Source organism: Shewanella sp. 433 (assembly GCF_059338565.1).
This window is the reverse complement of sequence record NZ_CM181703.1, coordinates 2,815,007-2,839,569: the sequence shown is the minus strand read 5'-3', so window position 1 is coordinate 2,839,569 and position 24,563 is coordinate 2,815,007. Positions and strand designations below refer to the sequence as shown.

Here is a 24,563-nt window from a genome sequence, read left to right as displayed (position 1 = left end):
TATGTTGAAACCTCAGTTGAGCTTCTTTCGTATAGTTTGTTTAGCATTGTTCAGCTTGTCTCCTGTTGTGCTATCGCCTTGCGCTAATGCGGGCTATGAGCGCAATAAAGCGGTGCCAGTAGAGAAAGTGGTTTATGGCCATGTCTATTCGGTACGTAACATTACCCAAACCCAGTTAATCAGCGATCGTAATCAAGGATGGAAGACCTTTGGCGGAGCCTTATTAGGCGGGGTGATTGGGCATCAGTTTGGTGGTGGCTCGGGGCAAGATGTTGCCACTGTGCTTGGAGCGTTAATTGGTGCCAGAGCCGGTAATCGTTATCAGCGCGATGATTACCAACAGCTCAAATTGGTTGAGCTGATGATCACCTTCGAAGATGGCGAGCAGGTGATGGTGTTGCAAGATTTTGATCCCGGTATGGTGTTTAACGTCGATGATGAAGTGCGCGTTGTCTATTTACAGGGCGGCGTGAGAGTCGATATTGCCCAGTAGGGTGGTTAAAGCTTGGTAACAAAAAAGGAGCTCAAGGCTCCTTTTTTGTGTTTATGGTCGCGAGTTGGTGGTCGCGAGAAAAACTAAAACCCGCGTGGTAATTGGCCTTTACCGGCTAACTTAGCACGCCATAACGCTTTAGGGGTCATACCATTGGCTGAACTGTCTGACGCTGCGTTTGCTGTTTTAGCTGGCGCTGTCTTTTTGGCAACGGTTTTGGTTTTTTCTTTTTTTACAGCAGCTTGCACCGGAGTGTTGTCGCCTTGCTCTGCTAGCATTGCTTCAAGCTCGCTAAAACGAAGAGATTTTCCGCCATCGATCTTATACCAGCTTCCTTTTTGCTCAATAGAAACCGCATGACCTTGCGTTTTGCTTAGCGCAGATTCCAGCGCGCTAATCACCTCTTCTTTAGTCAACTTTGACATAGTCTTAACCTATTTTTTAATGTGTAATTGAAGGTTTGCGGTAATTTTATCGTTTAAACGGTTAAAAAGTCCAATTTTCACCAAGATTCGACCGATTTCTATGAACTGCGGCGCAGATATGGCTAAACTAAGCGCAATAATGGCAGGCGAAATCTGTTAAGTAGAATGTCCAAATAGTGGGTTCACCAGACTTTGGCTATCCATATATTCAATTGATAAGGAGTTTTAATGACGCGCTTAGAACTGACGCGATACCTTAATGAGTTTTTGCAGGTATCCAATTATAAAGATTATGCGCCAAATGGCTTACAGGTAGAAGGTAAGGCGCAGATCAATACCATAGTGACTGGCGTGACGGCGTGCCAAGCCTTGATCGATCGCGCCATAGAACTTAATGCGGATGCCATATTGGTTCACCACGGCTTTTTCTGGAAAGGCGAGAGCGAGGTGATAACGGGCATGAAATATCGACGCATTAAGGCATTGATAAAAAATGACATCAATTTATACGGATATCACTTACCACTTGATGGCCATCCGATGCTGGGGAATAACGCCGAGTTGGGCAGGGCATTGGGCATTGTCGATGCAGAGTCGATTGAGGGCGTTGCCCAAGGTTTAGTCTGGCAGGGGCGTTTGGATAATCCGATGTCGGTTAATGACTTTTCTACCTTGCTTGGCGGTGTATTACAGCGTCAGCCATTACATCTGGGGGATAAGGATAAACCCATTCATCATGTAGCGTGGTGCAGTGGTGGTGCTCAGGATTATATCGATATTGCTGCAGAGCAGGGAATGGATGCCTTTATTAGCGGCGAAGTGTCTGAGCGTACGTATCATAGCGCGCAAGAACTTGGGATCCACTATTTTGCCGCGGGCCATCATGCCACTGAACGTTTTGGTATTAAAGCCTTGGGCGAGCATTTGGCCAGTGAGTTTGAGCTAACTCATCATTTTGTGGATATCACCAATCCAGTGTAGTTTTACTCGTGCTGCAAATTATCGCGGTTGCAAGTTAGCCTTGTTGCAAGAGTTTGAGTCACAAAAAAGGCCGCTAAGCGGCCTTTTTATTATGTGTTTATGAGTGTAGCTAGGTTAGCACAGTGGATTTACTTCACTCGCATGCCAGGTTGTGCGCCTTCGTGAGGCTCTAAGATCCATAAATCTTTTTTACCTGGACCTGCCGCTAGCACCATGCCTTCAGACATGCCAAAGCGCATCTTACGCGGTGCTAAGTTAGCCACCATTACGGTCAGTTTACCTTCAAGATCTTCGGGGGCATAAGCTGATTTAATGCCAGCGAACACTTGCTTGGTTTCGCCGCCCAGATCAAGTTGCAGTTTGAGTAATTTGTTGGCTTCAGGAACATGTTCCGCTTTTGCGATACGGGCAATACGCAAATCAAGCTTAGCAAAATCGTCGAAGCTTATCTCTTCGCTAATCGGGTCAAGCTCTAGCTGACTCTTAGGCGCTTCAGTCACCTGCAAATTTTCGGTCGATGCTTCGATGATCGCTTCGATATCTTTCATCTCAACACGTTGCATTAGCGCCTTAAACGGAGCAATTTCATGCCCAGAGAGGTCACGGCCTAGGTCATCCCATGTCAGCGTGAGCTGCAAGAAGCCTTCAACATCCTTTGCCAGTTGCGGTAACACGGGTTTTAGATAAGTCACTAGGATGCGGAACAGGTTCAATGCATTGCTACAAACCTGATGCGCTTCTTGCTGTTTATCGTCTTGCTTGATCAATTGCCAAGGGGCTGCATCGGCGACATAGCCATTGGCGATGTCTGCCAGCGCCATGATTTCGCGCATCGCTTTGCCAAATTCACGGGTTTCGTAGAACTGGGCAATGGTTTCTTGCTTAGCCAAGAAGAGCTCAGTGAGTGATTGATCTTCCACTTGGGCTAATTTGCCGTCAAAACGTTTGCTAATGAAGCCTGCGGTGCGTGATGCTAAGTTGACTAATTTACCCACAAGATCAGAGTTCACCCGCTGGGCGAAATCTTCTAGGTTAAGGTCTAAATCATCAATCCGGCTGCTGAGCTTCGCGGCATAGTAATAACGTAGGTATTCAGGGTTCAAGTTGTCTAAATAGGTGCGCGCCTTAATAAAGGTGCCCTTTGATTTAGACATTTTGGCGCCATTGACTGTGACATAACCATGAGCATAGACGCTGTTAGGTTTACGGTAACCCGCACCTTCTAACATCGCTGGCCAAAATAGGCTGTGGAAGTAGACAATATCTTTACCGATAAAGTGATACACCTCTGCGGTAGAGTCTTTAGCCCAGAAATCATCAAAGTTAAGGTCGTCACGTTTGTCACACAGGTTTTTAAATGAACCCATATAGCCGATAGGCGCATCTAGCCACACGTAGAAAAACTTACCTGGCGCATCGGGGATCTCGAAACCAAAGTAGGGGGCATCACGGCTGATATCCCACTGTTGCAGACCTTGGTCGAACCATTCACCAAGCTTGTTGGCCATCTCTTGTTGTAGAGAACCGGATCGAGTCCACTCTTTTAACATCTCTTCAAATGCTGGCAGGTCAAAAAAGAAGTGCTCACTGTCTTTCATTACTGGGGTCGCACCCGATACCGCCGATTTAGGGTCGATTAAATCGGTCGGGCTATAAGTAGCACCACAGCTGTCGCAGTTATCACCGTATTGATCGACAGATTTACATTTAGGGCAAGTGCCTTTCACAAAACGGTCGGGTAGGAACATCGATTTTTCAGGATCGAAAAGCTGCGAAATAGTGCGCGACTTGATGTAACCCCCATCGCGCAGTTTAAGGTAAATATCGCTGGCTAATGCGCGGTTTTCATCGCTATGTGTGCTGTGAAAATTATCAAATGCGATATTAAAGTCGGCAAAATCTTGCTCATGCTCTTTTTGCACCTGAGCAATCATCTCTTCAGGAGCTAACCCTAATTGCTGCGCCTTCAACATAATCGGAGTGCCGTGGGCATCATCGGCACAAATATAGTGACATTCGTGACCACGCAGCTTTTGGAAGCGTGCCCAAATATCGGTTTGAATATATTCCAGCATGTGGCCTAAATGGATAGGTCCGTTAGCGTACGGAAGTGCGCTGGTCACGAGAATTTTACGTTGTGAAGTTGCCATCTTGTCTCAAAATCAGTAAGTGCCCAAAAGAATGGCATAGATACTAACCGATCATCACCTAAGTTTCACCAAAAGCTGCTTTAACTGAGCTAAATCTATCCGAATATTGTCAGATTTTCTGATACACTTAGCCAAATTAATTTTAGGGGGTAGTCGTTTTGTCTTCAGCTTCTCATCATTATCATCTTAGCGATGATCTTCTCGCGCCAGTATTGGCCATTTTAGATGCATATCAAGATCCCAATTTACAGCAAGGTTTAGTGACCGCAGGGTGTGTGACTAAACTTGACATCGAAGGTAAACGCCTATTGTTGGGCTTGTGTTACCCCTATCCGTGTCAGAGTCAGTATCGCGATACGGTCATGGCCATTACCAATAAGTTAGCGGTACTCGATGCCATCGATGAAGTAGAATGTGAAATCGATTTCCAACCTGCAACGATTGCATCTGGTGCTGTAGCGCCATTGCCAAACGTTAAGCAAGTCATTGCCGTTGCCTCAGGTAAGGGCGGCGTGGGTAAATCAACTACGGCCGTTAACCTCGCATTGGCACTTGCTGCCGAAGGCGCCAAAGTCGGCATTCTCGATGCCGATATTTACGGCCCATCCATCCCCATTATGCTCGGTGTGCCCGATTTTAATCCGGTGTCACCCGATGGCAAGATGATGACGGCGGCGAGTGCCCATGGCATCGCAGCTCAATCAATAGGGTTTATGTTAGGCGGCGATGAAGCCGCAGTGTGGCGTGGCCCTATGGCTGCTGGCGCATTAGCCCAGCTGCTCAATGAAACCTTATGGCCTGAGCTTGATTATCTGGTGATTGATATGCCACCAGGCACCGGTGATATTCAATTGACCTTGTCGCAAAAAGTACCGGTAAGCGGTGCGGTTATCGTGACAACGCCACAAGATATTGCGCTTGCCGATGCGAAGAAAGGCGTCAGCATGTTCCAAAAAGTCAATATTCCAGTATTGGGTATTGTGGAAAACATGAGCTTCCATATGTGCAGCGAATGTGGCCATAAAGAGCATCCTTTTGGGCAAGATGGCGGCGCTAAAATGGCGCAGCGTTACAATGTGCCATTACTGGGCCAGTTACCGCTAAAACTCAATATTCGTGAAGATGTTGATAATGGTGTGCCGACCGTAGTGGCCGATAGTGAAGGACAAGTGGCGCAGCTGTACCTAGCGATTGCCCGTAAAGTCGGGGCACAACTTGCGTTAACCCAAACGCAGAGTGTTGTTTCAATTTCAATTTCAGATGATGAGTAAGGTTTAAAAGCATGAATTCGCAATGTGTCATTATTGGTATCGCTGGTGCGTCAGCGTCGGGTAAAAGCCTAATCGCTAAGACCATTTATGAAGAGCTATGCCGTGATTTAGGCACAGATCAAATAGGTGTGATAGCCGAAGATGCTTATTACAAAGACCAGAGCCATCTGTCGATGGAGCAGCGGGTATTAACTAATTATGATCACCCCAAGGCGCTCGATCACCCTTTATTGTGTGAACACCTTGAAGCGCTTAAAAATGGCCAAGCGGTTGATATTCCTAAATACAGTTATACCGAACACACGCGTATGGCTGAGACCATCACTATGACGCCCAAAAAGGTGATCATTCTTGAAGGCATATTACTGTTAACCGATCCCACATTGCGTGAAAAAATGGATGCCAGTGTGTTTATGGACACCCCGCTCGATATCTGCTTCATGCGCCGTTTAAGCCGTGATGTTGCAGAGCGCGGGCGTACGATGGAATCTGTGATGCAACAATACACTCAAACGGTAAGGCCGATGTTTTTGCAATTTATTGATCCGTCGAAGCAATACGCTGATATTATTGTGCCTCGAGGCGGTAAAAATCGTATCGCCACCGATATATTGAAAACCAGAATCCAACACCTGTTAGTAAAATAATAAGATTAATGTAGGAGTGACGTTGAGATGCGTTTAACGGATTTAGAGATTGAAGCTTGCTTAGATGATGGCTCGATTGTGATTGAACCGCGTCCCGATGCTGATGCCATTAGTGGTGTGAGCGTCGATGTTAAGCTTGGTGATCAGTTTCGCGTATTTCAAGATCATACCGCTCCTTTTATTGACCTTAGTGGCCCAAGTGCCGAAATGCAGGCGGCGCTCGATAGTGTGATGAGTGATAAAATTGTGATCCCAGAAGGAGGCGCATTTTTCCTTCACCCGGGAGAACTGGCATTAGCTATCACTCATGAAATCGTCACCTTGCCGTCTGATATTGTTGGTTGGTTGGATGGACGCTCTTCGTTAGCGCGATTGGGGTTAATGGTGCACGTGACAGCGCATCGTATCGATCCTGGTTGGCAAGGTAAGATAGTGCTTGAATTTTACAACAGTGGAAAACTACCTTTGGCATTGCGTCCAATGATGACTATTGGCGCGCTAAACTTTGAGCGGCTTAGCTCACCAGTGGCGCGTCCTTATAATAAGCGGGCCAGTGCTAAATACCGAGATCAGCAAGACACTGTCGCTAGCCGGATCAGTCAGGACCAATAATGTCTGCATTATTATGGGTCAATGGCGTTCGCCAAGATACCGTATCTGCTGTTGATAGAGGCCTCGCCTATGGTGATGGCCTTTTTGCTACGATGCGCTGTTCAAAAGGACGCGTGCTGTTTTTAGATGCGCACCTAGGCCGCGCAGTACAAACCAGTCAACGCCTTGGTATGCCTTGGCAAGCGTCTGCGCAACTTATTGGTTTATTAAGTTCAATTGCGATAGAGCAACAGCAAGAGTTAGGTACCGATTTTTGCATTAAACTTTTGCTCAGCCGCGGCGTGGGCGGACGAGGTTATCAGCTACCTGAACATGTGTCGGTCACAGAGGTGGTGTCGGTGCACCCGATGCCAGGTCACTATCGTCACTGGCAGACGAATGGCATAGCCTTACAGCTCAGCCCTATGCGCCTAGGCGGGCAAACTCGTTTAGCGGGAATGAAGCACCTTAATCGTTTAGAGCAAGTCTTGATTAAAGCCCAAGTGTTAGACAAGGGCTTTGATGATTGGTTGGTGCTCGACACTCAAGAGCAAGTGATTGAGTCTTCGATGGCGAATCTGTTTCTAATCAAAGATAAACAGGTAGTGACGCCAAGTATGCACCTAGCGGGCGTTGCCGGTGTGATGCGAGAACAGCTGATTTACTGGTTTATTGAGGCGGGGTTTAATGTTGCGATTAGACCTGTTATCCCGAGTGAATTAAGTCAGTTTGATCATGTGTTACTGTCCAATAGCCTGTTTGGTGTGGTTGGGGTCAATCGTATCGAACAGTGCCGCTTTGCCCCCAGTGCCTTGCCCCTTCAAATAAACCAAGCCCTCACATTATCATTATGAAAAAAATCATTAGTAGAGTGATGATTGCACTCTTTGCGTTACTCACCTTAGCATCGGTTGGCCTCTATTGGGGTTACCAGTCGTTGATGAGTTACAGTCAAACGCCGCTGACGCTGACATCCGCTCAAGAATTTGAGCTCAAGCGAGGCACGTCTTTTATTCAAATGGCACAAGTCTTAGAGCAGCGCGGCGTCATACAAGACAGTTGGAAGCTGAGAGTATTGGCCAAGGTTCGCCCTGATTTAACCCAGATCCGCGCAGGGTTATATGAGCTAACGCCGCAGGATAACGTCATTAGCCTGCTGGAAAAATTAACCCAAGGGCGCGAAAAGGTCTTTAGTGTCACTCTAGTTGAAGGGCTCACCATAAAAGAGTGGCGCGCAATTTTGATGCAATTACCCAAAGTGCAATGGCAAGACGGAATATTTAATCGGGTGTTGATTGAGCATGGCGATATGTCGGGCCAACCCGAGGGGAAATTTTATCCCGATACCTACCACTATGTCGCTGGCGATGACATAAAGGAGATTATCGAACAAAGCTACCTTAAAATGCAGCAAGAGCTGCAACAGGCATGGCAAGGAAGAGACACTCGGATCCCGTTAACGTCGCCTTATGAGTTATTGATCTTAGCGTCGATTATTGAAAAAGAGACGGGTAAAGCCAGTGAGCGCACTTTAATATCGGCCGTCTTTACTAATCGACTGCGTAAAAATATGCGCTTGCAAACCGACCCTACCGTTATTTACGGCATGGGTGACAGGTTTAATGGCAATATTACTCGCAAAGACTTACGTGAACGAACGCCGTATAACACATACCGAATTAATGGCTTAACACCAACGCCTATCGCGGCGCCAAGTGGCGCATCGCTTTACGCCGCAGCTCATCCAGCCGATGTAGATTACCTCTACTTTGTGTCGAAAAACGATGGCAGCCATATCTTTTCTAAAACATTAGCCGAACATAATCGGGCTGTAGATAAATACCAGAGAAATCGATGAACAATACCCATGCAAAATTTATTGTTATTGAAGGATTAGAGGGAGCCGGTAAGTCGAGTGCTATCGCTTTAGTCAGAGACTTTATTGCGCAGCATACCGGAGCCATTCCAGTCTGTACTCGTGAGCCCGGCGGTACGCCGCTGGCTGAGCGTATTCGCGACCTCGTTAAAGTGGCGGACCCTAGTGATCCTTTATGCGATGAGGCTGAGTGTTTATTGATTTACGCCGCGAGGGCTCAGCTGATTGCCAATGTCATCAAGCCGGCTTTAGCTAATGGGCAGTGGGTATTAGGCGATAGGCATAATCTGTCCTCTTTAGCATACCAAGGAGGAGGGCGAGGATTAATGCCGTTAGTATCTTCGGTAAGTGAAGCCACTTTAAAGGGCTTTAAACCCGATTTGACTATTTATCTGGATATCGATCCTGTGCAGGGGTTACAACGAGCCGCAGACCGTGGCGCGTTGGATAGGATAGAACAACAAGCGGTGAGCTTTTTTGAGCGCGCCAGATATACCTATTTATCGCTCGCAGAGCAAGATGATGCCATTGTGATTGTCGATGCCAGTCAACCCATGGCAAAGGTCCATAGCGATATTGTGGCTGTACTGCAGCAGCAAGGTTGGTAATGATGGTGAACATTCCTTGGCTCATGCCTGTGATAGCCCAGTTTAGTCAGCAATTAACGACGGGGTTGCAAGGTCACGCGTATTTAGTGGGGATGCATCAAGGATACGGGGGCGTCGAGTTAGCCCTAGCGTTAGCGCACACCGCGCTTTGTCAGCAACCGAGTTCACAGGGACCCTGCGGTCATTGCAAGCCCTGCCAACTGACACTCGCCGGAAATCATCCAGACCTTTACCAAATAGAAGCGGATGGCAACCAGATTAAGGTGGATCAGATAAGAGACTTATGTCATCGCCTGACATCAACTGCGCAGCAAGGCGGTAAACGTGTAGCCGTGATTAAACATTGCGAGCGCCTCAATGTTGCCGCTGCCAACGCACTACTAAAGACCCTCGAAGAACCTGGTCAGCAAACTTTGCTGTTATTACAAAGCGATACGCCGAGTCGCTTGATGGCGACCATAAGTAGTCGTTGTCAACGCTTGCATTTTAAGTTGCCTACAGCGCAAGAGGTTCAAGCATGGTTGTCTCAGCAATATGAACTGAGCGGTGATGTCATCTGGTGTTTGCCTGTCATGGGCGGACCAATTGAGTTGTTAGCGGCGTTGCAATCACAACGGTTTACCGAGTTACTGCAACTGCGCAAAGACTGGATACAAAGTTTGTCGTCCGGTCATCTGTGTGCTAGTTTCACTCATATAGAACAAAAGCAAGTTTCTGATGCGCTTAAGGTTTTATATCTAGTTTTAAGGCAAAAGTTAGTTAAACAGAAAAATGCAGACGCGCTGGTTAATGTTAAAGTAAGCCGTTTAGCGGCTCAGGTGATGGCGACATATCATGAACTTAATATGATGCCCAACGTGAATTTTATGGCTATTTTTCAATCGTTTATTTTAGAGTATCAATCACTAACACAAGAGTAATAATTATGGTCGACCTCGTGGTTAATTTTGATACCTTACATCAGCTATATCGTGCCTACATGCCGTTTATTCAGCCAGCAGGTTTGTTTGTTGCTACAACAGAGAGCCACTATTTAGGCCAAGAGTTGTCTGTGGCCTACCAACTTCCTGGGTCGACGACTAAGATGGAGTTTCAAGGTATTGTTGTGTGGATCAATCCCCTAGGCGCTTCTGGCGGCAGGCCTGCGGGTATTGGGCTAAAAATCATCTCAGATGCTTCCACTCATAAGCATCATATCGAGAACTTGCTTGCCCGAGAACTCTCCTCGAGTGATTTGACCTGCACCATGTAGCTCGGTATCCTTTGCGTCCTTTTCGTTGTTTACTTGGATTATAAGCGTGCTCATCGATTCTCACTGTCATCTCGATCGTCTCAAGGCTGCTCCCGATCAAGCTTCCTTACAACATATTATCGCGCAGGCTAAAGCGCGTGGTGTTGACTACTTTTTGTGCGTCAATGTTCGCCAACAAGGCTTCACCCAGATGCAAGCCAAAATGGCCGATTTTGAGCAAATCTTCTTGTCTGCTGGGGTGCATCCCTTAGATGTAAAAGAGGGGCTGGATACTGCACAGTTATATGAATATATTAACGATCCTAAAGTAGTGGCGATCGGTGAAACAGGGCTAGATTATTTTTATGCCGATGACACGAAAGCGCTGCAGTTATCATGTTTTGAACAACAAATTGCACTTGCAGTTGAAGTGGATAAACCGCTGATTGTGCATACTCGTGATGCCAGAGAAGATACCATTGCCTTACTTAAAGCGGGCCAAGCCGATAAGGTTGGTGGGGTATTACATTGTTTTACTGAAAATTGGGAAATGGCTAAAGCGGCGATCGATTTAGGCTTTTATATTTCAGTATCTGGCATAGTGACCTTTAAAAATGCTGGCGATTTACGGACGGTTATCCGCAAAGTCCCCAAAGACCGTTTATTGGTTGAGACCGATGCCCCTTATTTGGCGCCGGTGCCTCATCGTGGGCAAGAAAATCAACCCGCTTATGTTCGTGATGTGGCCGAATTTGTGGCTGAACTTCGAGGCGAATCTTTTGAGGAGTTAGCCGATTATACAACGACCAACTTCTTCAATTTATTTAGAGACGCGGCTAAATTAGCCAATCGTTAGTATGATTGGCCTTAATATCCTAAGGTCAATCATACTCAGAATATCCTTTAATGCTTAGATTCAATGTGATGGCTGTGATGAGTATGACAGTGATTGTGGCACATCTGTGGCACGTCACTTCTAGCTTTAGGAATGTAATGCACCGGGCCGGTGACAATCATCACAGGCTGTTTCAAATTACAGATAAAAAAAGACCCAAAACTATTCCAATTGTTCTGGGTCTAGGGGAATGGCTCTTTGCAGAGCCGTGCGCTACTGTTTGAGGTGGCCTCTTAATGCTCTCAGGCTTTTAGTGTAGTCAAGGCTGAGCGTGTTGCTGGGTTTGTCTACATTAAGCGTTAATTAAAATGTAACAAAATGTAAATTCATGACTAAGTTACGAAATTGCCGTGAGCTTAATTAAGCATTAAGTGGTCTATTTAGCGCTTAATGACGGGCAAATCTTATCTTTGACCAAGTCTCGCGGTAAGCTGTTTTTCAATTTATTGCCCAGGTGTTTAACGAGACCTAAATTGGCCTGATGATAACTGACGAGTTGCTCACCTTGTGGTGTGGCTTTGGTGGGTAACATAATGTCTCGCCCCATAAGATAACTGCTGGCTTGGCTTTCATCTAAGGGGATACTCTTACGGGTATCAGCTAATGCCACTATGGCTTCATGACGAACCTTAAAGCCTTTTTTTAGTGCATCTGCCAACTTTAAACCGATGCGCTGAAAGCGGATCTTGCCAATAAGTGGCATGATATTGCGCGGGAATAACCAATATTCATCGTCACGCTGCATCACAACGCCATGTTCGGATAGGTTAATGTCGAACGTCGATTGAAAGTAATCTTCAAGGGCCTTAAGCGGTTTATTCGTAGCCTGCGTAAACGGAAAATTCTTCTGTGGTTTAGGCTGCTCTACTGCGCGTTCAATATCGGCAATTTTATTAATTTTAGCGATAAAGAAACCTTCGCTGTCATAAATCTGCGGCCAAACATGTAAAAAACCCTCTTCGGTACACGCCTTATGCGCATCAGGAAACAGGTTGGCGAGTGATTCAAACTGTACGGAGTCAGGATAACGCTGCTGCAGATGTAAACACACCTGCTGATTTTCGGTGCGATTGAGTGTACAAGTTGAGTAGACAAGTGACCCACCTGTTTTTAATGCTAAAAAAGCGGATTCGATTAGATCAATCTGAGTGTTGGCGATGGCTTCAATCTCGGCAAAATCCCAATGTTTTAAAGCCTCTGGATCTTTTCGTACCGTACCTTCACCGCTGCATGGCGCGTCGAGTAAAATAGCATCGAATGTGTCATAGAGGTATTCGCCAAATACCCGTGCATCAAAATGGGTGAGGGCGGTGTTTTTTACGCCCATGCGTAGCACATTGGCGTGCAGGACTTTTACTCGGCTCGATGAGTATTCATTGGCAACCAGTAAGCCTTGATTGTGCATCATGGTGGCAAGCTGGGTGGTTTTAGAACCAGGGGCTGATGCCATATCGAGCAAGGTTAAGTCTTGAGGCGCATCGATGGGCATTGGAAATAACGCGTGGGGAGGCAACATCGAACTAGCTTCTTGAATATAAAATAGTCCCTGAATATGTTCGATGGTATTGCCCAATTGCACATCATCATTCACCGTGATCCAAAAGCCGGCATCACACCAAGGGATAGGTTCAAACTGCCAGCCTTTAGGCTGCATTAAGGCGACAAAGTGACTCGCGGATATTTTTAAGGTATTAACCCGTATCGATGGTCTTAATGGCTTATCGCTGTAAGCGATAAAATCATCCATCGATAGATGTTCGGGCATATCTTTAGCTATGCTATTGATAAAATTTTGATTTAGTTGAACCATAAGAAAGAAAAAGCAGATATTGTTGTCAGGCAGTATATCACATCGCTAGTTAGGCCTTAGTTAAACCTAGGCCAAAAAGGAGTTTTTGTGCTTAATCGCATCTGGTTTGTTTTCTTTGCTACCTCATTACTGGCGATCGTCATCGGCTTATTTCAAGGGGACTGGCATCTATTATCAAACGCAGTTGATGCACTGTTTGCCAGTGCAAAATTGGCGGCGGAAATCGCATTAGGGTTAATTGGGGTATTATCACTCTGGATGGGCTTGATGCGTGTTGGAGAAAAGGCGGGGGTTGTGGCTGCGCTCTCCTCATTATTCGAGCCATTATTACGGCGCTTAATGCCTGAGGTGCCTAAGGGGCATCCGGCTTTCGGTAGCGTAACCATGAACCTGACTGCTAATGTACTTGGGCTGGATAACGCAGCAACCCCTCTGGGTCTCAAAGCGATGCAAGATCTGCAAACACTTAATCCTGATAAAGCGGTAGCGACTAATGCTCAGATCCTGTTTTTAGTGCTTAATACCTCCTCGGTCACCTTGGTGCCAGTGACGGTCTTTCTGTATCGTGCCCAGCAAGGGGCTGCGGCTCCTGCAGATATCTTTTTACCCATATTATTAGCGACCTGTGCTTCCACCTTAGTTGGGGTGTTAGTGGTGGCTTGTTTTCAGCGAATTTCGTTACTCAATAGTGTGATTTTGGGCTACGGTGCATTGTTTTTCGCCATGATCTCAGCGTTGGTATTTTATCTTGGTAGCTTAAGTGTCACCGCGATTGGTGAGCTTTCGACGGGGCTAGGCAACGGTATCTTATTATCATTGATTTTCAGTTTTATTATCATTGCAGGTCTGCGTAAGGTCGCGGTGTATGATGAGTTTATCACTGGTGCGAAAGAGGGGTTTGAACAATCGATAAAGCTTATTCCTTACCTGCTGGCAATGCTATTAGCGATTGCTTTGTTAAGGGCATCTGGTGCGCTGGATTATTTACTCAATTTGGTTGCAGCCTTAGTGAATCTATTCAATGGCGACACTCGCTTTATTGATGCCTTACCAACGGCGATAATGAAGCCTTTTAGCGGTTCGGGCGCACGCGCTATGATGTTAGAAACCATGCAGCATCATGGTGTCGACTCCTTTGCCGGACGTCTTGCAGCGATTCTGCAAGGCAGCACAGAGACAACTTTTTATGTGTTAGCGGTATATTTTGGTGCCGTTGGCATTCGCAATGGACGCCACGCATTGGTGTGTGGCTTGACGGCTGATATTGCAGGGATCTGTGCGGCGATTTGGGTCTGTTATCAGTTTTATGGTTGAGCATAAGGCTCGACATTGATGAAGTTGCTTGTTTTATGACTCAACATTAAGAGCCCGTAATAATTGTTATATTGGGTCAGGCTCTGTCTGTGTTGAGTGATTGGTTGATGCGTATGGTTAAAAGTGGTAACTAACCGAAAGCATGGGGCCGATAAAGCTATAATAAAGGTTGTAATTAGCGACCTTAATATCAGCTTGTGTCACTGTACTATCGAAATCTACATCGACTTTATAGTAATTAAATCCAGCGGTCATGTGCCAATTATCGGTGATCTTCGCTTCTAATCCCGCACGAATATCCACAAGGCTACCTTTAATATCATCGAGTTCGATATAAAAGTATTGTGCATGCGCATTGAACTTAAATCCAGAGATAAACTCATAGTCGGCGTATAAACCAATATCGGGTAATGGGGCTGTAACATCTTCATCGACAAATTTAGGAGTGGCATCGCCGCATTGTTGCACGTTATTGCCTTCAAGGCAGACTGCAATATCACCACTGAATGCGGTTTTGATGAACATGGTATGGAGACCAAGGGATAAGCCAAGGTTGTAGTTATTACCTTGGAAAACATTATAGCCATAACCGATACGAGCAATGTCAATGTTGAGCGTGGTGTCTAATCTGGCACCTGCCTGCACATTATAAATTTGATCGTCTAACGTGACTTGAAACGGAACTGTTAGCTTTTTGACTTCGGCATTACGATGTAACTGTTTCCAATCGGCATAAATATGATGCTTGGCATTAAAGTGATACTGGATTTCAAAAAATGGCAGGAATTGAGACTCTGCTAGATTAAGATCTTCTTCAAAATCAAGTTTAAAGTCATTGCCTAACAGTGGGTCGGTGACATCCATACTTGAATTTGAATTTGAATAAAACCCACCAATGCGGATCACGGTTTTCTTCTGTTTCATTTCGGCTGACACATTGGCCACGTCAGCCTCTTGGTTCGCCAACGACGGAGTACTGAGTATTGCCAGTGCTAATGCTAATAAAGGTAAATATTTGTAAGCCAAAGAATACTCCGTTAAATCATTGCTTATTGATAAGCCTCTGATTGTATTGTGTTAGCTATAATCTTACTGTGAACAGTTTAGCATGTTATCGTTTTTGTTAAATGATTTGTATCAAAAAATGTTCACAACAATGGCTTTTCTGCAATAGCAGTGGGCTGGTGGGGCTCTTCGGCTAACTAAAGATTTAACAAGTTGGTTAGCAATTGGTTTACATGACTTAATTTATCAAAGATGATTGATAAGATCTTTATCCGACATTTCTCAGTACAATGGTTTATTAATCGAAACTGTTGATTAAAGCTTAATAAATCAATGGCAGGATGATGACCAGCCATGTGATACCGCATAATAGTAAACTCATAAATACCGCTGCTGAGGCTATATCTTTGGCTTGTCCGCTTAAGGGATGGATCTCATTGCCGATACGATCGACTACAGCTTCAATGGCAGAATTTAACAGTTCGACAATGAGCACAATAAACAGTGTCATGATGAGTAAGATGCGCTCTACTGTCGATATATCAAGGATAATGGCGATGGGGGACATCAGCATCGCGAGGAGGAGTTCCTGCCTAAAAGCCGCCTCACAGCGCCAAGCAAGTTTGAGCCCTTGGATTGAGAAGCCCGTGGCTCTAAAAACCCGCTTTATGCCATGATTATTTTCTGGTTTCATAATATTCCATTGTAAAAACTGAGCGATGCGCAGTAGTGATTTTAGTTAAGGTGACCAATGATGATTATATGCAGGAGCGGTTTTAATCATCATGGTCCAATAGCTGTTAGCACTAATGGTTAGCTTATCTATCTGCTAGCATTAGGTTTAACTTTGCCTTGTTAGTCTACACTTATTATCCATGTTGTTTTACGTAGTGAGCCATAACCTAACTCAAGGAGGAGTCTATGGTATTTACTTTATTTCGTTTGGTGGTTTGCAGTGTATTATTAGCACACCTGTATTGTGCAACTGTTTACGCTGAGCCTATTTCACTTAATGCGGATACTGAAGTTCAGCTGCAATTACAACATGCTGGTGCTAATACCCCGCAAGATGTTATATCAGAGTACTTGGTCAGCGAAAAGTTCGATGGCGTTCGAGGTTTTTGGTCTGGCAGTGCTATGTACACTCGAAGTGGTCGTCAGATCGATATTCCCAAGTGGTTTACTGCTGATTTTCCCACCGAAGCTTTAGATGGAGAGTTATGGATTGGACACGGTCGTTTCGATGAGATTTCGGCACTGATCCGTCAAAGCAAGCCCATTGAGACACAATGGCGTCAAGTTAAGTTTATGGTCTTTGATGTGCCACATTTAGCGCAGCCTTTTGCTAAGCGCTACAGCTATGCTTTGGAACGATTTGCTGATATTACTCCTTATTTAGTCGTTATATTGCAGCAACAATTTGCGGATATGGCCGCGTTAGAGCAACAGTTGACTCAAGTGATTAAGGATGGTGGCGAAGGCCTAATGTTACACCATAAATCGGCTCTATACCGTCAAGGACGCAACAAGGAGTTGGTGAAGTTTAAACGTTATGAAGACGCTGAGGCTGAAGTGGTTGGTTATCATCAAGGAAAAGGTAAGTATCTGGGGATGCTTGGGGCATTAGAGGTCAAAACACCCAATGGGATCCGATTTAAGTTGGGCTCAGGACTGACCGACGCCGAACGGCTACACCCTCCAGCATTAGGCACCATAGTGACCTATAAATATTATGGTTTAACCAGTAATGGCGTGCCTCGATTTGCCAGCTTTATACGTGTAAGACCTAGCTTGTAAGCAAGTTGTTCATAATCTTAGGCACTGAAAACGCTTAAATGGTGAACATCATAACGCGCCACATACCATTATCTTAAGGGGATGTGGCGCTACTCTTGTTCAGGGGTATAGCTTTCATTTATGGTTAACTGTCATTGCGTAATACTTGTAAAACGCTTCACTTTTAGCCGTAAACTATCATCCTCGGTATACCGTGTTTACACCTTAAATTGACTTACCATCAGCTTAAGCTGTTCAGACAGTTGAGCAATTTCGATAGTCGATCCTTTGGTCTGATTGGCTGATACGGCATTTTCTTCGGCGATATGTTTAACATTTAGCACGTTTTGATTGATCTCTTCAGCTACAGAGCTCTGTTGCTCTGATGCGCTGGCAATCTGAATATTCATGTCATTGATAACGCTAATCGCTTGAGTGATAACGGCTAAGGCTTTGCCCGTTTTATTGGCTTGTTCTACACTGCTCGCGGCTTGTTCTTTGCCTTGCTGCATAACTAATACGGTACTTTGGGTACTTGCTTGTAGTTGTTGAATAATATTTTGAATATCTTGCGTCGAAACTTGAGTTCGTTGTGCCAACGTTCGCACTTCATCTGCAACCACTGCAAATCCTCGGCCTTGTTCACCCGCACGAGCAGCCTCGATAGCTGCATTAAGGGCTAATAAATTGGTTTGATCTGCGATACCACGAATCACATCTAATATTTTTACAATATTGTCGGTTTCCAGTTCAACACTAGTTAGTTTTTCTGATGATTCATTAACCCTATCGGCGAGGTTGCTGATAGCCATAATGGTTTTCTCTACCTCTTGACGACTGATATTCGCCTGGTTATCTGCTTGCTTAGCAGCATCAGCCGCTTGTGCTGCATTTTGAGCTACGTCATTAACCGTTGTGGACATCTCATTCATGGCTGTCGCCACAGAATCGGTTTCATTTTGCTGTTTTACGACGCCAAAACTCGACTGTTCAGTGACGACAGCAAGTTCTTCAGAAGCAGTCGCTAATTCAACACTGGCTGATGTGATTGTGGTGACCATATTACGTAAGTTACTTGCTGTTTCTTGTATTGAATCAATCAATACCCCTGTTTCATCTCTACTCGTACTCTGGATTTCAATGGTTAAATCTCCCTGTGCTAATTGGCGTGCGGCCGCGACCGCTTGGCTAATCGGACGGGTTATTGAGACGGTAAGCACATACGCTGCCACACTGCCTAAGACTACGGCTGCCAATGACAATAGTAAGGTGAGGCGAATACTGTTACTAGTGCTATTTTGTACTTCGGCACCTAAGCGTTGCATATCGGTTATGACAGATTCTTTGGTACTTTCGGCATGGCTAGCGACTATGGGGCCGATACGATCTAAGGTATGGCTAATCAGATCGTTGCGTGTGTCAATTAACTGATGGATCTGCTTTAAGCCATCGACATACGTGAGTTGAGCTTGAGTGAATTGCGACAGTGAGTCGTGCTGTTGAGGCTGCTCTAGATAGGGCTTGAGTGCAGCTGTGTGTTGGCTCAAATTGTTACTCAGTTCATCAAGGGCGGTTTTATAGTCAGCTTCACTATTTGAGTCTAAAAATTTAGAGGCAAATAAACGCCCGAATAAGAGTGACTTTTGCACTTCGCCGGCATAAAAAATCACCTCGGCTTGATCATTAACATGGGCAGATTGGATGATGGCATCGATTGTCTGACGCATGGTTTCGCCTGGAGGTAAAATCGCTTTTGCTAAGACTTTATCTCGCTCTGACATTAACTTAACCACCTTAGTAAAGGCGTCTTGATAAGTGAGAAGCTCGGACTCAATAGTGGCGATGTAATTGGCGCGCTGGGGTTCTTGGATTTCGACTTTTGCGTTCACCAATAATTGCTTGAGTTTATCTAAGTAATCTCGATATTCATTAAGGTCTTTGTCACTGTGGGTTATTAAGTAGTCTTTAACATTCATTCTGACCATTAACATGGTAGTTTGAAGATCACTGACGATGTTAGTGTCTTGGTTAAAGTCTTGGTAGCTGTTGATCCCGTCGCTGGCTTTATTGAGCGAGAAAATAGCTACTATCAGCACTAATGAAAGCAACGTCAGTACAATAAAGAAACTCGCACCTATTTTTTACTGCTAACCGCAAATTCTTAAACATCATTTATCCAGCTTATCAATAATTTGATGCGTGTTATAAATGATTTTATATTTAGTATCAACACGTTGCAAATTGATACAATTGATTGGTTTAATTTGTACTTGTTGTATAAAGGATACTAGCATTAACTTGTTGAGTCGTGATTAAGTTTGAATAAATGCTCATAATCGACTTATTTGAATGATCTGTATGGTTATTGAACTATTTGGTAGGCTGGATAGGTGGTGACAGCTGAAAAGATGGTAATGTTTAAATTGTGATATTAATCCATAAATAATTTAAGGATATGTACTGTTTGAGTGATAAATAGGCGTTATCGTCATTTGCTAATTAGCAGCATCCCAACACTGTGAACTTATTGAAGTTGATTTGATGGTTATTTATATAAAAGGTGTCGTAAGCTAATAAATATTATTGATGTCAGATAGCTATAATAAAAACTATTTTGATAGACTCAATGCGAGTGTATATGCTCGCATTGAGTCATTAGCGGCTAGCTATGGCGAATACCTGAGCGCTTGAGTCGTTCAGCTTCGAGCTTTTGCTGTTTTAGCGCCTCTTTTTCGGCCAATATGCGCGCGACTTCGGCCTTTTCTGCTTCAGCCATCGCAGGGGTTTCTAGTGATAATTGGCCGATTTTTCCTGAGCGGAATTCATGTAATAACAGTTCAGATGCTTTGTGCAGATCGATACGTCCACCAGGTCTCAGTGCACCGCGTTTACGACCAATGGCTTCAAGCAGGCCGATATCATCTTTAGGGAGTTCTTTTAATTTATAGCGCTCAGCTATGGCCTCTGGGTAAGCCGTTAAAAAATACTCAGCGGCAAACATGGCGACATCTTCATATTCCATTGCCGTATCTTTAATCGCACCGGTGACGGCTAAGCGATAGCTGCTGGCTTCATTGTCCACTTTTGGCCATAAAATACCGGGTGTGTCAGACAGCACAATACCGTTTTTAAGGTTGATGCGTTGTTGTCTTTTAGTCACTGCGGGTTCATTACCGGTTTTAGCTATGACTCTACCAGCCAAAATATTGATAATAGTAGATTTCCCAACGTTAGGAATACCCATGATCATGGTGCGAATATCTTTTTCTGTGGTATCTCGACTGGGTACCAGCTTACGGCACAGATCAGGCACTTTGCGTACTTGTGCAGCTTGTAAGGTGGTGATCGCCATGGCTTTCACCCCTTGTTCTTGCTCGAGGTGGTCAATCCATAATTGTGTGGTAGCAGGATCGGCGAGATCGGATTTATTGAGTAATTTTATGCATGGCTTATCACCGCGCAGTGTTTTTACCATAGGGTTTTCACTACTAAAGGGGATACGGGCATCGAGTACCTCAATCACGAGATCGATTTGAGGCATCACCTCTTCAATCTCTTTACGCGCCTTGTGCATGTGACCGGGATACCACTGAATAGCCATGTTATTACTCTACCTTTAGCTGAAGTTGGCGCGATTTTACCTTGATATGTCGGAAAAATCACAAATAAAAAGCGCCAAATGGCGCTTTTTATTGGGGAGTTCAGGTTAAATGACCCCAAGTTCTCTTAAGCGTTCCATCAAGTAACTCTCTGCAGTATAGCGCTCAGATAGCACCACTTCTGGCTTAGGGTGTAAAAACAGCGGCAGAGAAATACGCGAGCGGGTTTTATCTGTACCTTCAGGATTAACCACTCGGTGAGTGGTCGAGGGGAAGTACCCCCCAGAGGCCTCTTGCAGCATATCACCAATATTGATGATGATGTTACCAAAGTCACTAGGGACATCTAACCATTCACCGGTTTGGGTTTTTACTTGTAAACCAGGTTCACTCGCGGCGGGTAACACAGTCAATAAGTTAATATCTTCATGCGCTGCAGCTCGTATAGCGCCCATCTCTTCATCGCCCGACATTGGCGGATAATGCAAAATGCGCAGCAGTGTTTTATGGCTACCTTCTATCATCTTGGGTAGTGCAATCGAGTAGTTAACTGCGATTTCTGCAGGTGTGTGTGCTTCTACCCAACTGAGTAGTTCCGCTGCTAGGCTATTGGCTTGTTGGTAATAGGCGAGAATATTGTCTCTGAGCGAGTCAGGAATGCGCCCCCAAGGATAAACATGGTAATACTCTTTGATGTCTTTAACGCTATGGCCCTTAGCGGTTTCAGAGATGCTGGCAGGGAAGAAGCCGTCATGGGTTTCTGCTTTAAACAGGAAGTCCTGTTTTTCATCGCTGTTAAAGAAGGCTTGCCACTGACTATAGATGGTTTCAACCAGTGTTTTGTCGATAGTGTGGTTGGATAATACGCCAAAGCCGGTATCGCGCAGCGATTGGACAAAACGCTCAGCGCTATCGGGTGCTTGATAATCGATTGTTTCTAATTTCATCTTCTGTTTTCTTGTTAGTAAACCCCGGCGAGAGTTTACCGTTGTCGCTGCAGTTGGGCAAATAAGTGTGATAAAAATCACCTTAATATGGTTCTAATTAATGAGGCGCCTCATAATGAACTCCACATTTGAGTTGCTCATTAACTTATTATCGACAGTCGGTTCATTGGCAACGGTGTAATATAGGACTGGAACAGTCGGTCTTTGTCTTTAATTTGTTAGGGGTTGCAACTATCATCATCGGTATCTTGGCTGCGCCATTTAGCACTAAAAAAGAATCAATAGAGAGTAGTTATCTATGCGTGAATTAACCGAGTTTGAGCAGTATGTTATTGAAGACAAGGGCACTGAACGCCCTTTTAGTGGTGAATATAATCATCATGATGCCTTAGGCGTTTATCATTGTAAGCGCTGTGATGCGCCTTTATATCGCAGTGAGCATAAATTTAATGCTCATTGTGGCTGGCCAGCGTTTGATGATGAGATCCCTGGTGCAGTTAAACGTATAGCCGATGCCGATGGTCAGCGCACCGAAATTGTGTGTCAGCAGTGTAACGCGCACTTAGGCCATGTGTTTAAAGGCGAATATTTAACAGAGAAAAATACCCGTCATTGTGTTAATTCGGTCTCTATGGTGTTTAAACCGGCAAGCCCAACACCAGTTACTAACAAGCATCAATGGGCTACCTTAGGTGGTGGCTGTTTCTGGTGTTTAGAAGCCATTTTTGCTCAGCTTCACGGGGTGATATCGGTACAATCTGGTTATAGCGGTGGCGATGAAAATAGTGCCAATTATAAACAGGTGTGCAGTGGTACCACTGATCATGCTGAGGTAGTGCATATTGAGTTTGATGCAGAGCAAATTAGCTTTAATGAATTACTCGACATATTTTTTAATAGTCACGATCCCACGACACTAAATCGTCAGGGGAATGATGTTGGGACACAGTATCGTTCGGTCATTTTTGCCCATAATGAAGCACAAATTAATACTGCGTCAGCCATAGTAGCCAAGCTTACTCAAGCCCAGTTATTTGATGCACCGATAGTGATCGAATTAGTGGCGTTTCAACATTTTTACCCGGCTGAAGCTTACCATAAGGATTATTTTGCCAATAATGGTGAGCAACCCTATTGCCAGTTAGTGGTTAAGCCCAAAGTGGATAAGTTTAAGGCGCGCTTTGCCAATAAGGTAAAACAAAGTTAGCCACGAGGAATGGTTTTTAAATACGGATGAGCAACAACCAATAAAAAAGGCGCAGATGCGCCTTTTTTATGTAGATGTCTTAGCTAACACTCAACTAATTTACAGTTCAACACCTTGAGTACCTTGAGCAGGGTACCTTATGAGTCGAGCTTGTCATCGGCAATCTTGTAGTGCGGATCTTCGATAAAGTTAACCTCAACCAGATCGCCTGCTTTATGCAGCAACTGCTTACAATCCTGGCTTAAGTGACGTAAATGCAGTTTTTTACCACTGCTCACGTAACGTTCGGCTAAAGTATCGATCGCACCTAACGCAGAGTGATCGCACACCCGTGAATTTTGGAAATCAACAATAACATCTTGTGGATCAGATTTAGCATCAAACAGTTCTAAGAAGTGAGCTACCGAACCAAAGAATAACGGACCATTGAGTTTGTATACTTTCCAGCCGTTAGCATCTTGGCTCACATCCACGTTGATGTGCTTTGCATGTTCCCAAGCAAATACCAAAGCAGACACAATCACGCCAACAAACACTGCAAACGCAAGATCGGTAAACACAGTGACCACGGTTACTAAGATGATCACGAAAGCATCGTGCTTAGGCACTTTGCGCATCACCTTAAAGCTGGCCCATTCAAAAGTACCTAAAACAACCATAAACATCACACCAACTAACGCTGCCAGTGGGATCATTTCAATCAAGGATGAGCCAAATAAGATAAAGGCCAAGAGTGCCACAGCAGCCGTGATACCCGAGAGACGTCCGCGCCCGCCAGAGTTGATATTAATCATCGACTGACCAATCATGGCACAACCGCCCATGGCGCCAAAGAAGCCGCTGGTCATATTGCCGATGCCTTGACCAATACACTCTTTGTTGCCTTTGCCTCGTGTGCCCGTCATTTCGTCGATCACGGTTAAGGTTAACAGTGATTCGATTAACCCAACCGCAGCAAGAATAAAGGAGTAGGGCAAAATAATGTATAAGGTTTCTAAGTTAAAGGCCACTTCAGGGATGGCAAATGTCGGCAGTGAACCCGCTATAGTGGCATTATCATCACCACTCATAGACTTCAAAAAGTCTAATACGTTACGGGTATCAAGATCGAAGTAGACCACCAAGGCTGTTACTGTGAGGATTGCCGCCAGAGAAGAGGGGATGGCATTAGTCAGCTTAGGTAAAAACTGAATAATCACCATGGTCAGCGCCACCAACCCTAACATCAGCATGAGTTGATCTTGCGGTAACCAAGTCAGTACACCATTGGCATCAGGGGCTTTGAATTGGCCAAGCTGTGCCAGGAAAATCACAATCGCAAGGCCGTTGACGAAACCAATCATTACAGGGTAGGGCACGATGCGAATAAACTTACCTAATTTAAGCAGGCCGCAGCTGATCTGGATAAGTCCTGCGAGCACGACGGCTGCAAATAGGTACTGGATACCGTGTTCGGCGACAAGTGCGACCATCACGACGGCCATGGCGCCAGTTGCCCCCGAAATCATTCCTGGGCGACCACCAATCAATGCGGTAACCAGTCCCATGATAAAGGCGGCATAAAGGCCTACCATGGGCTCTACACCTGCAACGAACGCAAATGCGACAGCTTCCGGTACCAAGGCTAACGCAACGGTTAATCCTGAAAGTAAATCAGCTCTATGGCTAGCGGTTTTGTGACGAATAAGATCGAACATTTAGCCTCTATTATTAAATGATAGGTTGAAGGAAATTGCG

23 protein-coding genes are annotated in these 24,563 nt (G+C 45.0%); 14 read left to right on the top strand and 9 right to left on the bottom strand.

Going from position 1 to position 24,563, the window contains the following annotated elements:
* Position 1: 1 nt before the first annotated feature.
* A complete protein-coding gene (locus AC5YB1_RS12475; protein ID WP_494519449.1) occupies positions 2-493 on the top strand; it encodes an outer membrane lipoprotein in 492 nt (163 codons plus the stop codon).
* 83 nt (positions 494-576) lie between these two features.
* Here AC5YB1_RS12475 and AC5YB1_RS12470 read toward each other — a convergent pair whose 3' ends face one another.
* Entirely contained in the window at positions 577-918 is a 342-nt protein-coding gene (locus AC5YB1_RS12470; protein ID WP_494519448.1) for a hypothetical protein, read from the bottom strand.
* Between the two features lie 228 nt (positions 919-1,146).
* Between AC5YB1_RS12470 and AC5YB1_RS12465 the strand changes: the two genes are divergently transcribed.
* Positions 1,147-1,899, top strand: a complete 753-nt coding sequence (locus AC5YB1_RS12465; RefSeq protein ID WP_475516504.1) for a Nif3-like dinuclear metal center hexameric protein — start codon at positions 1,147-1,149, stop codon at positions 1,897-1,899.
* Positions 1,900-2,027: 128 nt separating this feature from the next.
* Here the strand turns inward: AC5YB1_RS12465 and metG are convergent, their stop codons facing one another.
* Entirely contained in the window at positions 2,028-4,049 is a 2,022-nt protein-coding gene (gene metG / locus AC5YB1_RS12460) for a methionine--tRNA ligase (protein ID WP_494519447.1), read from the bottom strand.
* A gap of 158 nt (positions 4,050-4,207) precedes the next feature.
* On the opposite strand from metG, the gene apbC reads away from it, so the two are divergent.
* Genes apbC through AC5YB1_RS12415 form a run of 9 tightly spaced genes read left to right on the top strand, consistent with a single transcriptional unit; the run spans position 4,208 to position 11,129 of the window.
* The gene (apbC, locus tag AC5YB1_RS12455) at positions 4,208-5,320 is read left to right on the top strand and encodes an iron-sulfur cluster carrier protein ApbC (protein WP_494519446.1); all 1,113 of its coding nucleotides are present in this window, start codon (positions 4,208-4,210) and stop codon (positions 5,318-5,320) included.
* 11 nt (positions 5,321-5,331) lie between these two features.
* A complete protein-coding gene (gene udk, locus AC5YB1_RS12450) occupies positions 5,332-5,967 on the top strand; it encodes a uridine kinase (protein WP_494519445.1) in 636 nt (211 codons plus the stop codon).
* Positions 5,968-5,994: 27 nt separating this feature from the next.
* Positions 5,995-6,579 carry a dCTP deaminase gene (gene dcd / locus AC5YB1_RS12445; RefSeq protein ID WP_475516507.1) on the top strand — a complete coding sequence of 195 codons (585 nt, stop codon included), beginning with the start codon at positions 5,995-5,997 and terminating at the stop codon, positions 6,577-6,579.
* On the top strand, positions 6,579-7,412 hold the full coding sequence (gene pabC / locus AC5YB1_RS12440) for an aminodeoxychorismate lyase (protein WP_494519444.1): 834 nt from the start codon (positions 6,579-6,581) through the stop codon (positions 7,410-7,412). Before dcd ends, pabC begins: the two co-directional genes overlap by 1 nt.
* Positions 7,409-8,416, top strand: coding sequence for an endolytic transglycosylase MltG (mltG, locus tag AC5YB1_RS12435; protein WP_494519443.1), 1,008 nt, complete (start codon positions 7,409-7,411; stop codon positions 8,414-8,416). The genes pabC and mltG overlap by 4 nt, the downstream gene beginning before the upstream one ends.
* Positions 8,413-9,042 (top strand): dTMP kinase, encoded by a 630-nt coding sequence (gene tmk, locus AC5YB1_RS12430; RefSeq protein ID WP_494519442.1) that lies wholly within the window; start codon positions 8,413-8,415, stop codon positions 9,040-9,042. The genes mltG and tmk overlap by 4 nt, the downstream gene beginning before the upstream one ends.
* A gap of 2 nt (positions 9,043-9,044) precedes the next feature.
* Entirely contained in the window at positions 9,045-9,962 is a 918-nt protein-coding gene (holB, locus tag AC5YB1_RS12425; RefSeq protein ID WP_494521636.1) for a DNA polymerase III subunit delta', read from the top strand.
* A 5-nt stretch (positions 9,963-9,967) separates the two neighbouring features.
* Positions 9,968-10,294 (top strand): PilZ domain-containing protein, encoded by a 327-nt coding sequence (locus AC5YB1_RS12420; protein WP_494519441.1) that lies wholly within the window; start codon positions 9,968-9,970, stop codon positions 10,292-10,294.
* A 46-nt stretch (positions 10,295-10,340) separates the two neighbouring features.
* Entirely contained in the window at positions 10,341-11,129 is a 789-nt protein-coding gene (locus tag AC5YB1_RS12415) for a TatD family hydrolase (protein ID WP_494519440.1), read from the top strand.
* A 415-nt stretch (positions 11,130-11,544) separates the two neighbouring features.
* On the opposite strand, the gene rsmF is transcribed toward AC5YB1_RS12415, so the two are convergent.
* The gene (gene rsmF, locus AC5YB1_RS12410; protein ID WP_494519439.1) at positions 11,545-12,978 is read right to left on the bottom strand and encodes a 16S rRNA (cytosine(1407)-C(5))-methyltransferase RsmF; all 1,434 of its coding nucleotides are present in this window, start codon (positions 12,976-12,978) and stop codon (positions 11,545-11,547) included.
* Between the two features lie 87 nt (positions 12,979-13,065).
* On the opposite strand from rsmF, the gene AC5YB1_RS12405 reads away from it, so the two are divergent.
* Positions 13,066-14,292 (top strand): nucleoside recognition domain-containing protein, encoded by a 1,227-nt coding sequence (locus tag AC5YB1_RS12405; protein ID WP_494519438.1) that lies wholly within the window; start codon positions 13,066-13,068, stop codon positions 14,290-14,292.
* Positions 14,293-14,409: 117 nt separating this feature from the next.
* Here the strand turns inward: AC5YB1_RS12405 and AC5YB1_RS12400 are convergent, their stop codons facing one another.
* Together AC5YB1_RS12400 and AC5YB1_RS12395 are read right to left on the bottom strand one after the other, a co-directional pair.
* The gene (locus tag AC5YB1_RS12400; protein WP_494521635.1) at positions 14,410-15,216 is read right to left on the bottom strand and encodes a DUF481 domain-containing protein; all 807 of its coding nucleotides are present in this window, start codon (positions 15,214-15,216) and stop codon (positions 14,410-14,412) included.
* A gap of 403 nt (positions 15,217-15,619) precedes the next feature.
* Positions 15,620-15,991: a diacylglycerol kinase gene (locus AC5YB1_RS12395; protein WP_494519437.1), complete on the bottom strand. Its 372-nt coding sequence runs from the start codon at positions 15,989-15,991 to the stop codon at positions 15,620-15,622.
* Between the two features lie 227 nt (positions 15,992-16,218).
* Here AC5YB1_RS12395 and AC5YB1_RS12390 point away from each other — a divergent pair, with 227 nt between their 5' ends.
* A complete protein-coding gene (locus AC5YB1_RS12390; protein WP_494519436.1) occupies positions 16,219-17,094 on the top strand; it encodes a DNA ligase in 876 nt (291 codons plus the stop codon).
* Between the two features lie 197 nt (positions 17,095-17,291).
* On the opposite strand, the gene AC5YB1_RS12385 is transcribed toward AC5YB1_RS12390, so the two are convergent.
* The 3 genes from AC5YB1_RS12385 to AC5YB1_RS12375 form a co-directional block, all read right to left on the bottom strand.
* Positions 17,292-19,169, bottom strand: coding sequence for a methyl-accepting chemotaxis protein (locus AC5YB1_RS12385; protein WP_494519435.1), 1,878 nt, complete (start codon positions 19,167-19,169; stop codon positions 17,292-17,294).
* A 566-nt stretch (positions 19,170-19,735) separates the two neighbouring features.
* A complete protein-coding gene (gene ylqF / locus AC5YB1_RS12380; protein WP_494519434.1) occupies positions 19,736-20,674 on the bottom strand; it encodes a ribosome biogenesis GTPase YlqF in 939 nt (312 codons plus the stop codon).
* Between the two features lie 105 nt (positions 20,675-20,779).
* Complete coding sequence (locus AC5YB1_RS12375) at positions 20,780-21,619, bottom strand: isopenicillin N synthase family dioxygenase (RefSeq protein WP_494519433.1); 840 nt, start codon at positions 21,617-21,619, stop codon at positions 20,780-20,782.
* 298 nt (positions 21,620-21,917) lie between these two features.
* Between AC5YB1_RS12375 and AC5YB1_RS12370 the strand changes: the two genes are divergently transcribed.
* Positions 21,918-22,826 carry a bifunctional methionine sulfoxide reductase B/A protein gene (locus AC5YB1_RS12370; RefSeq protein WP_494519432.1) on the top strand — a complete coding sequence of 303 codons (909 nt, stop codon included), beginning with the start codon at positions 21,918-21,920 and terminating at the stop codon, positions 22,824-22,826.
* Between the two features lie 137 nt (positions 22,827-22,963).
* Here the strand turns inward: AC5YB1_RS12370 and AC5YB1_RS12365 are convergent, their stop codons facing one another.
* Positions 22,964-24,523 (bottom strand): SulP family inorganic anion transporter, encoded by a 1,560-nt coding sequence (locus AC5YB1_RS12365; protein WP_494519431.1) that lies wholly within the window; start codon positions 24,521-24,523, stop codon positions 22,964-22,966.
* Positions 24,524-24,563: the final 40 nt, after the last annotated feature.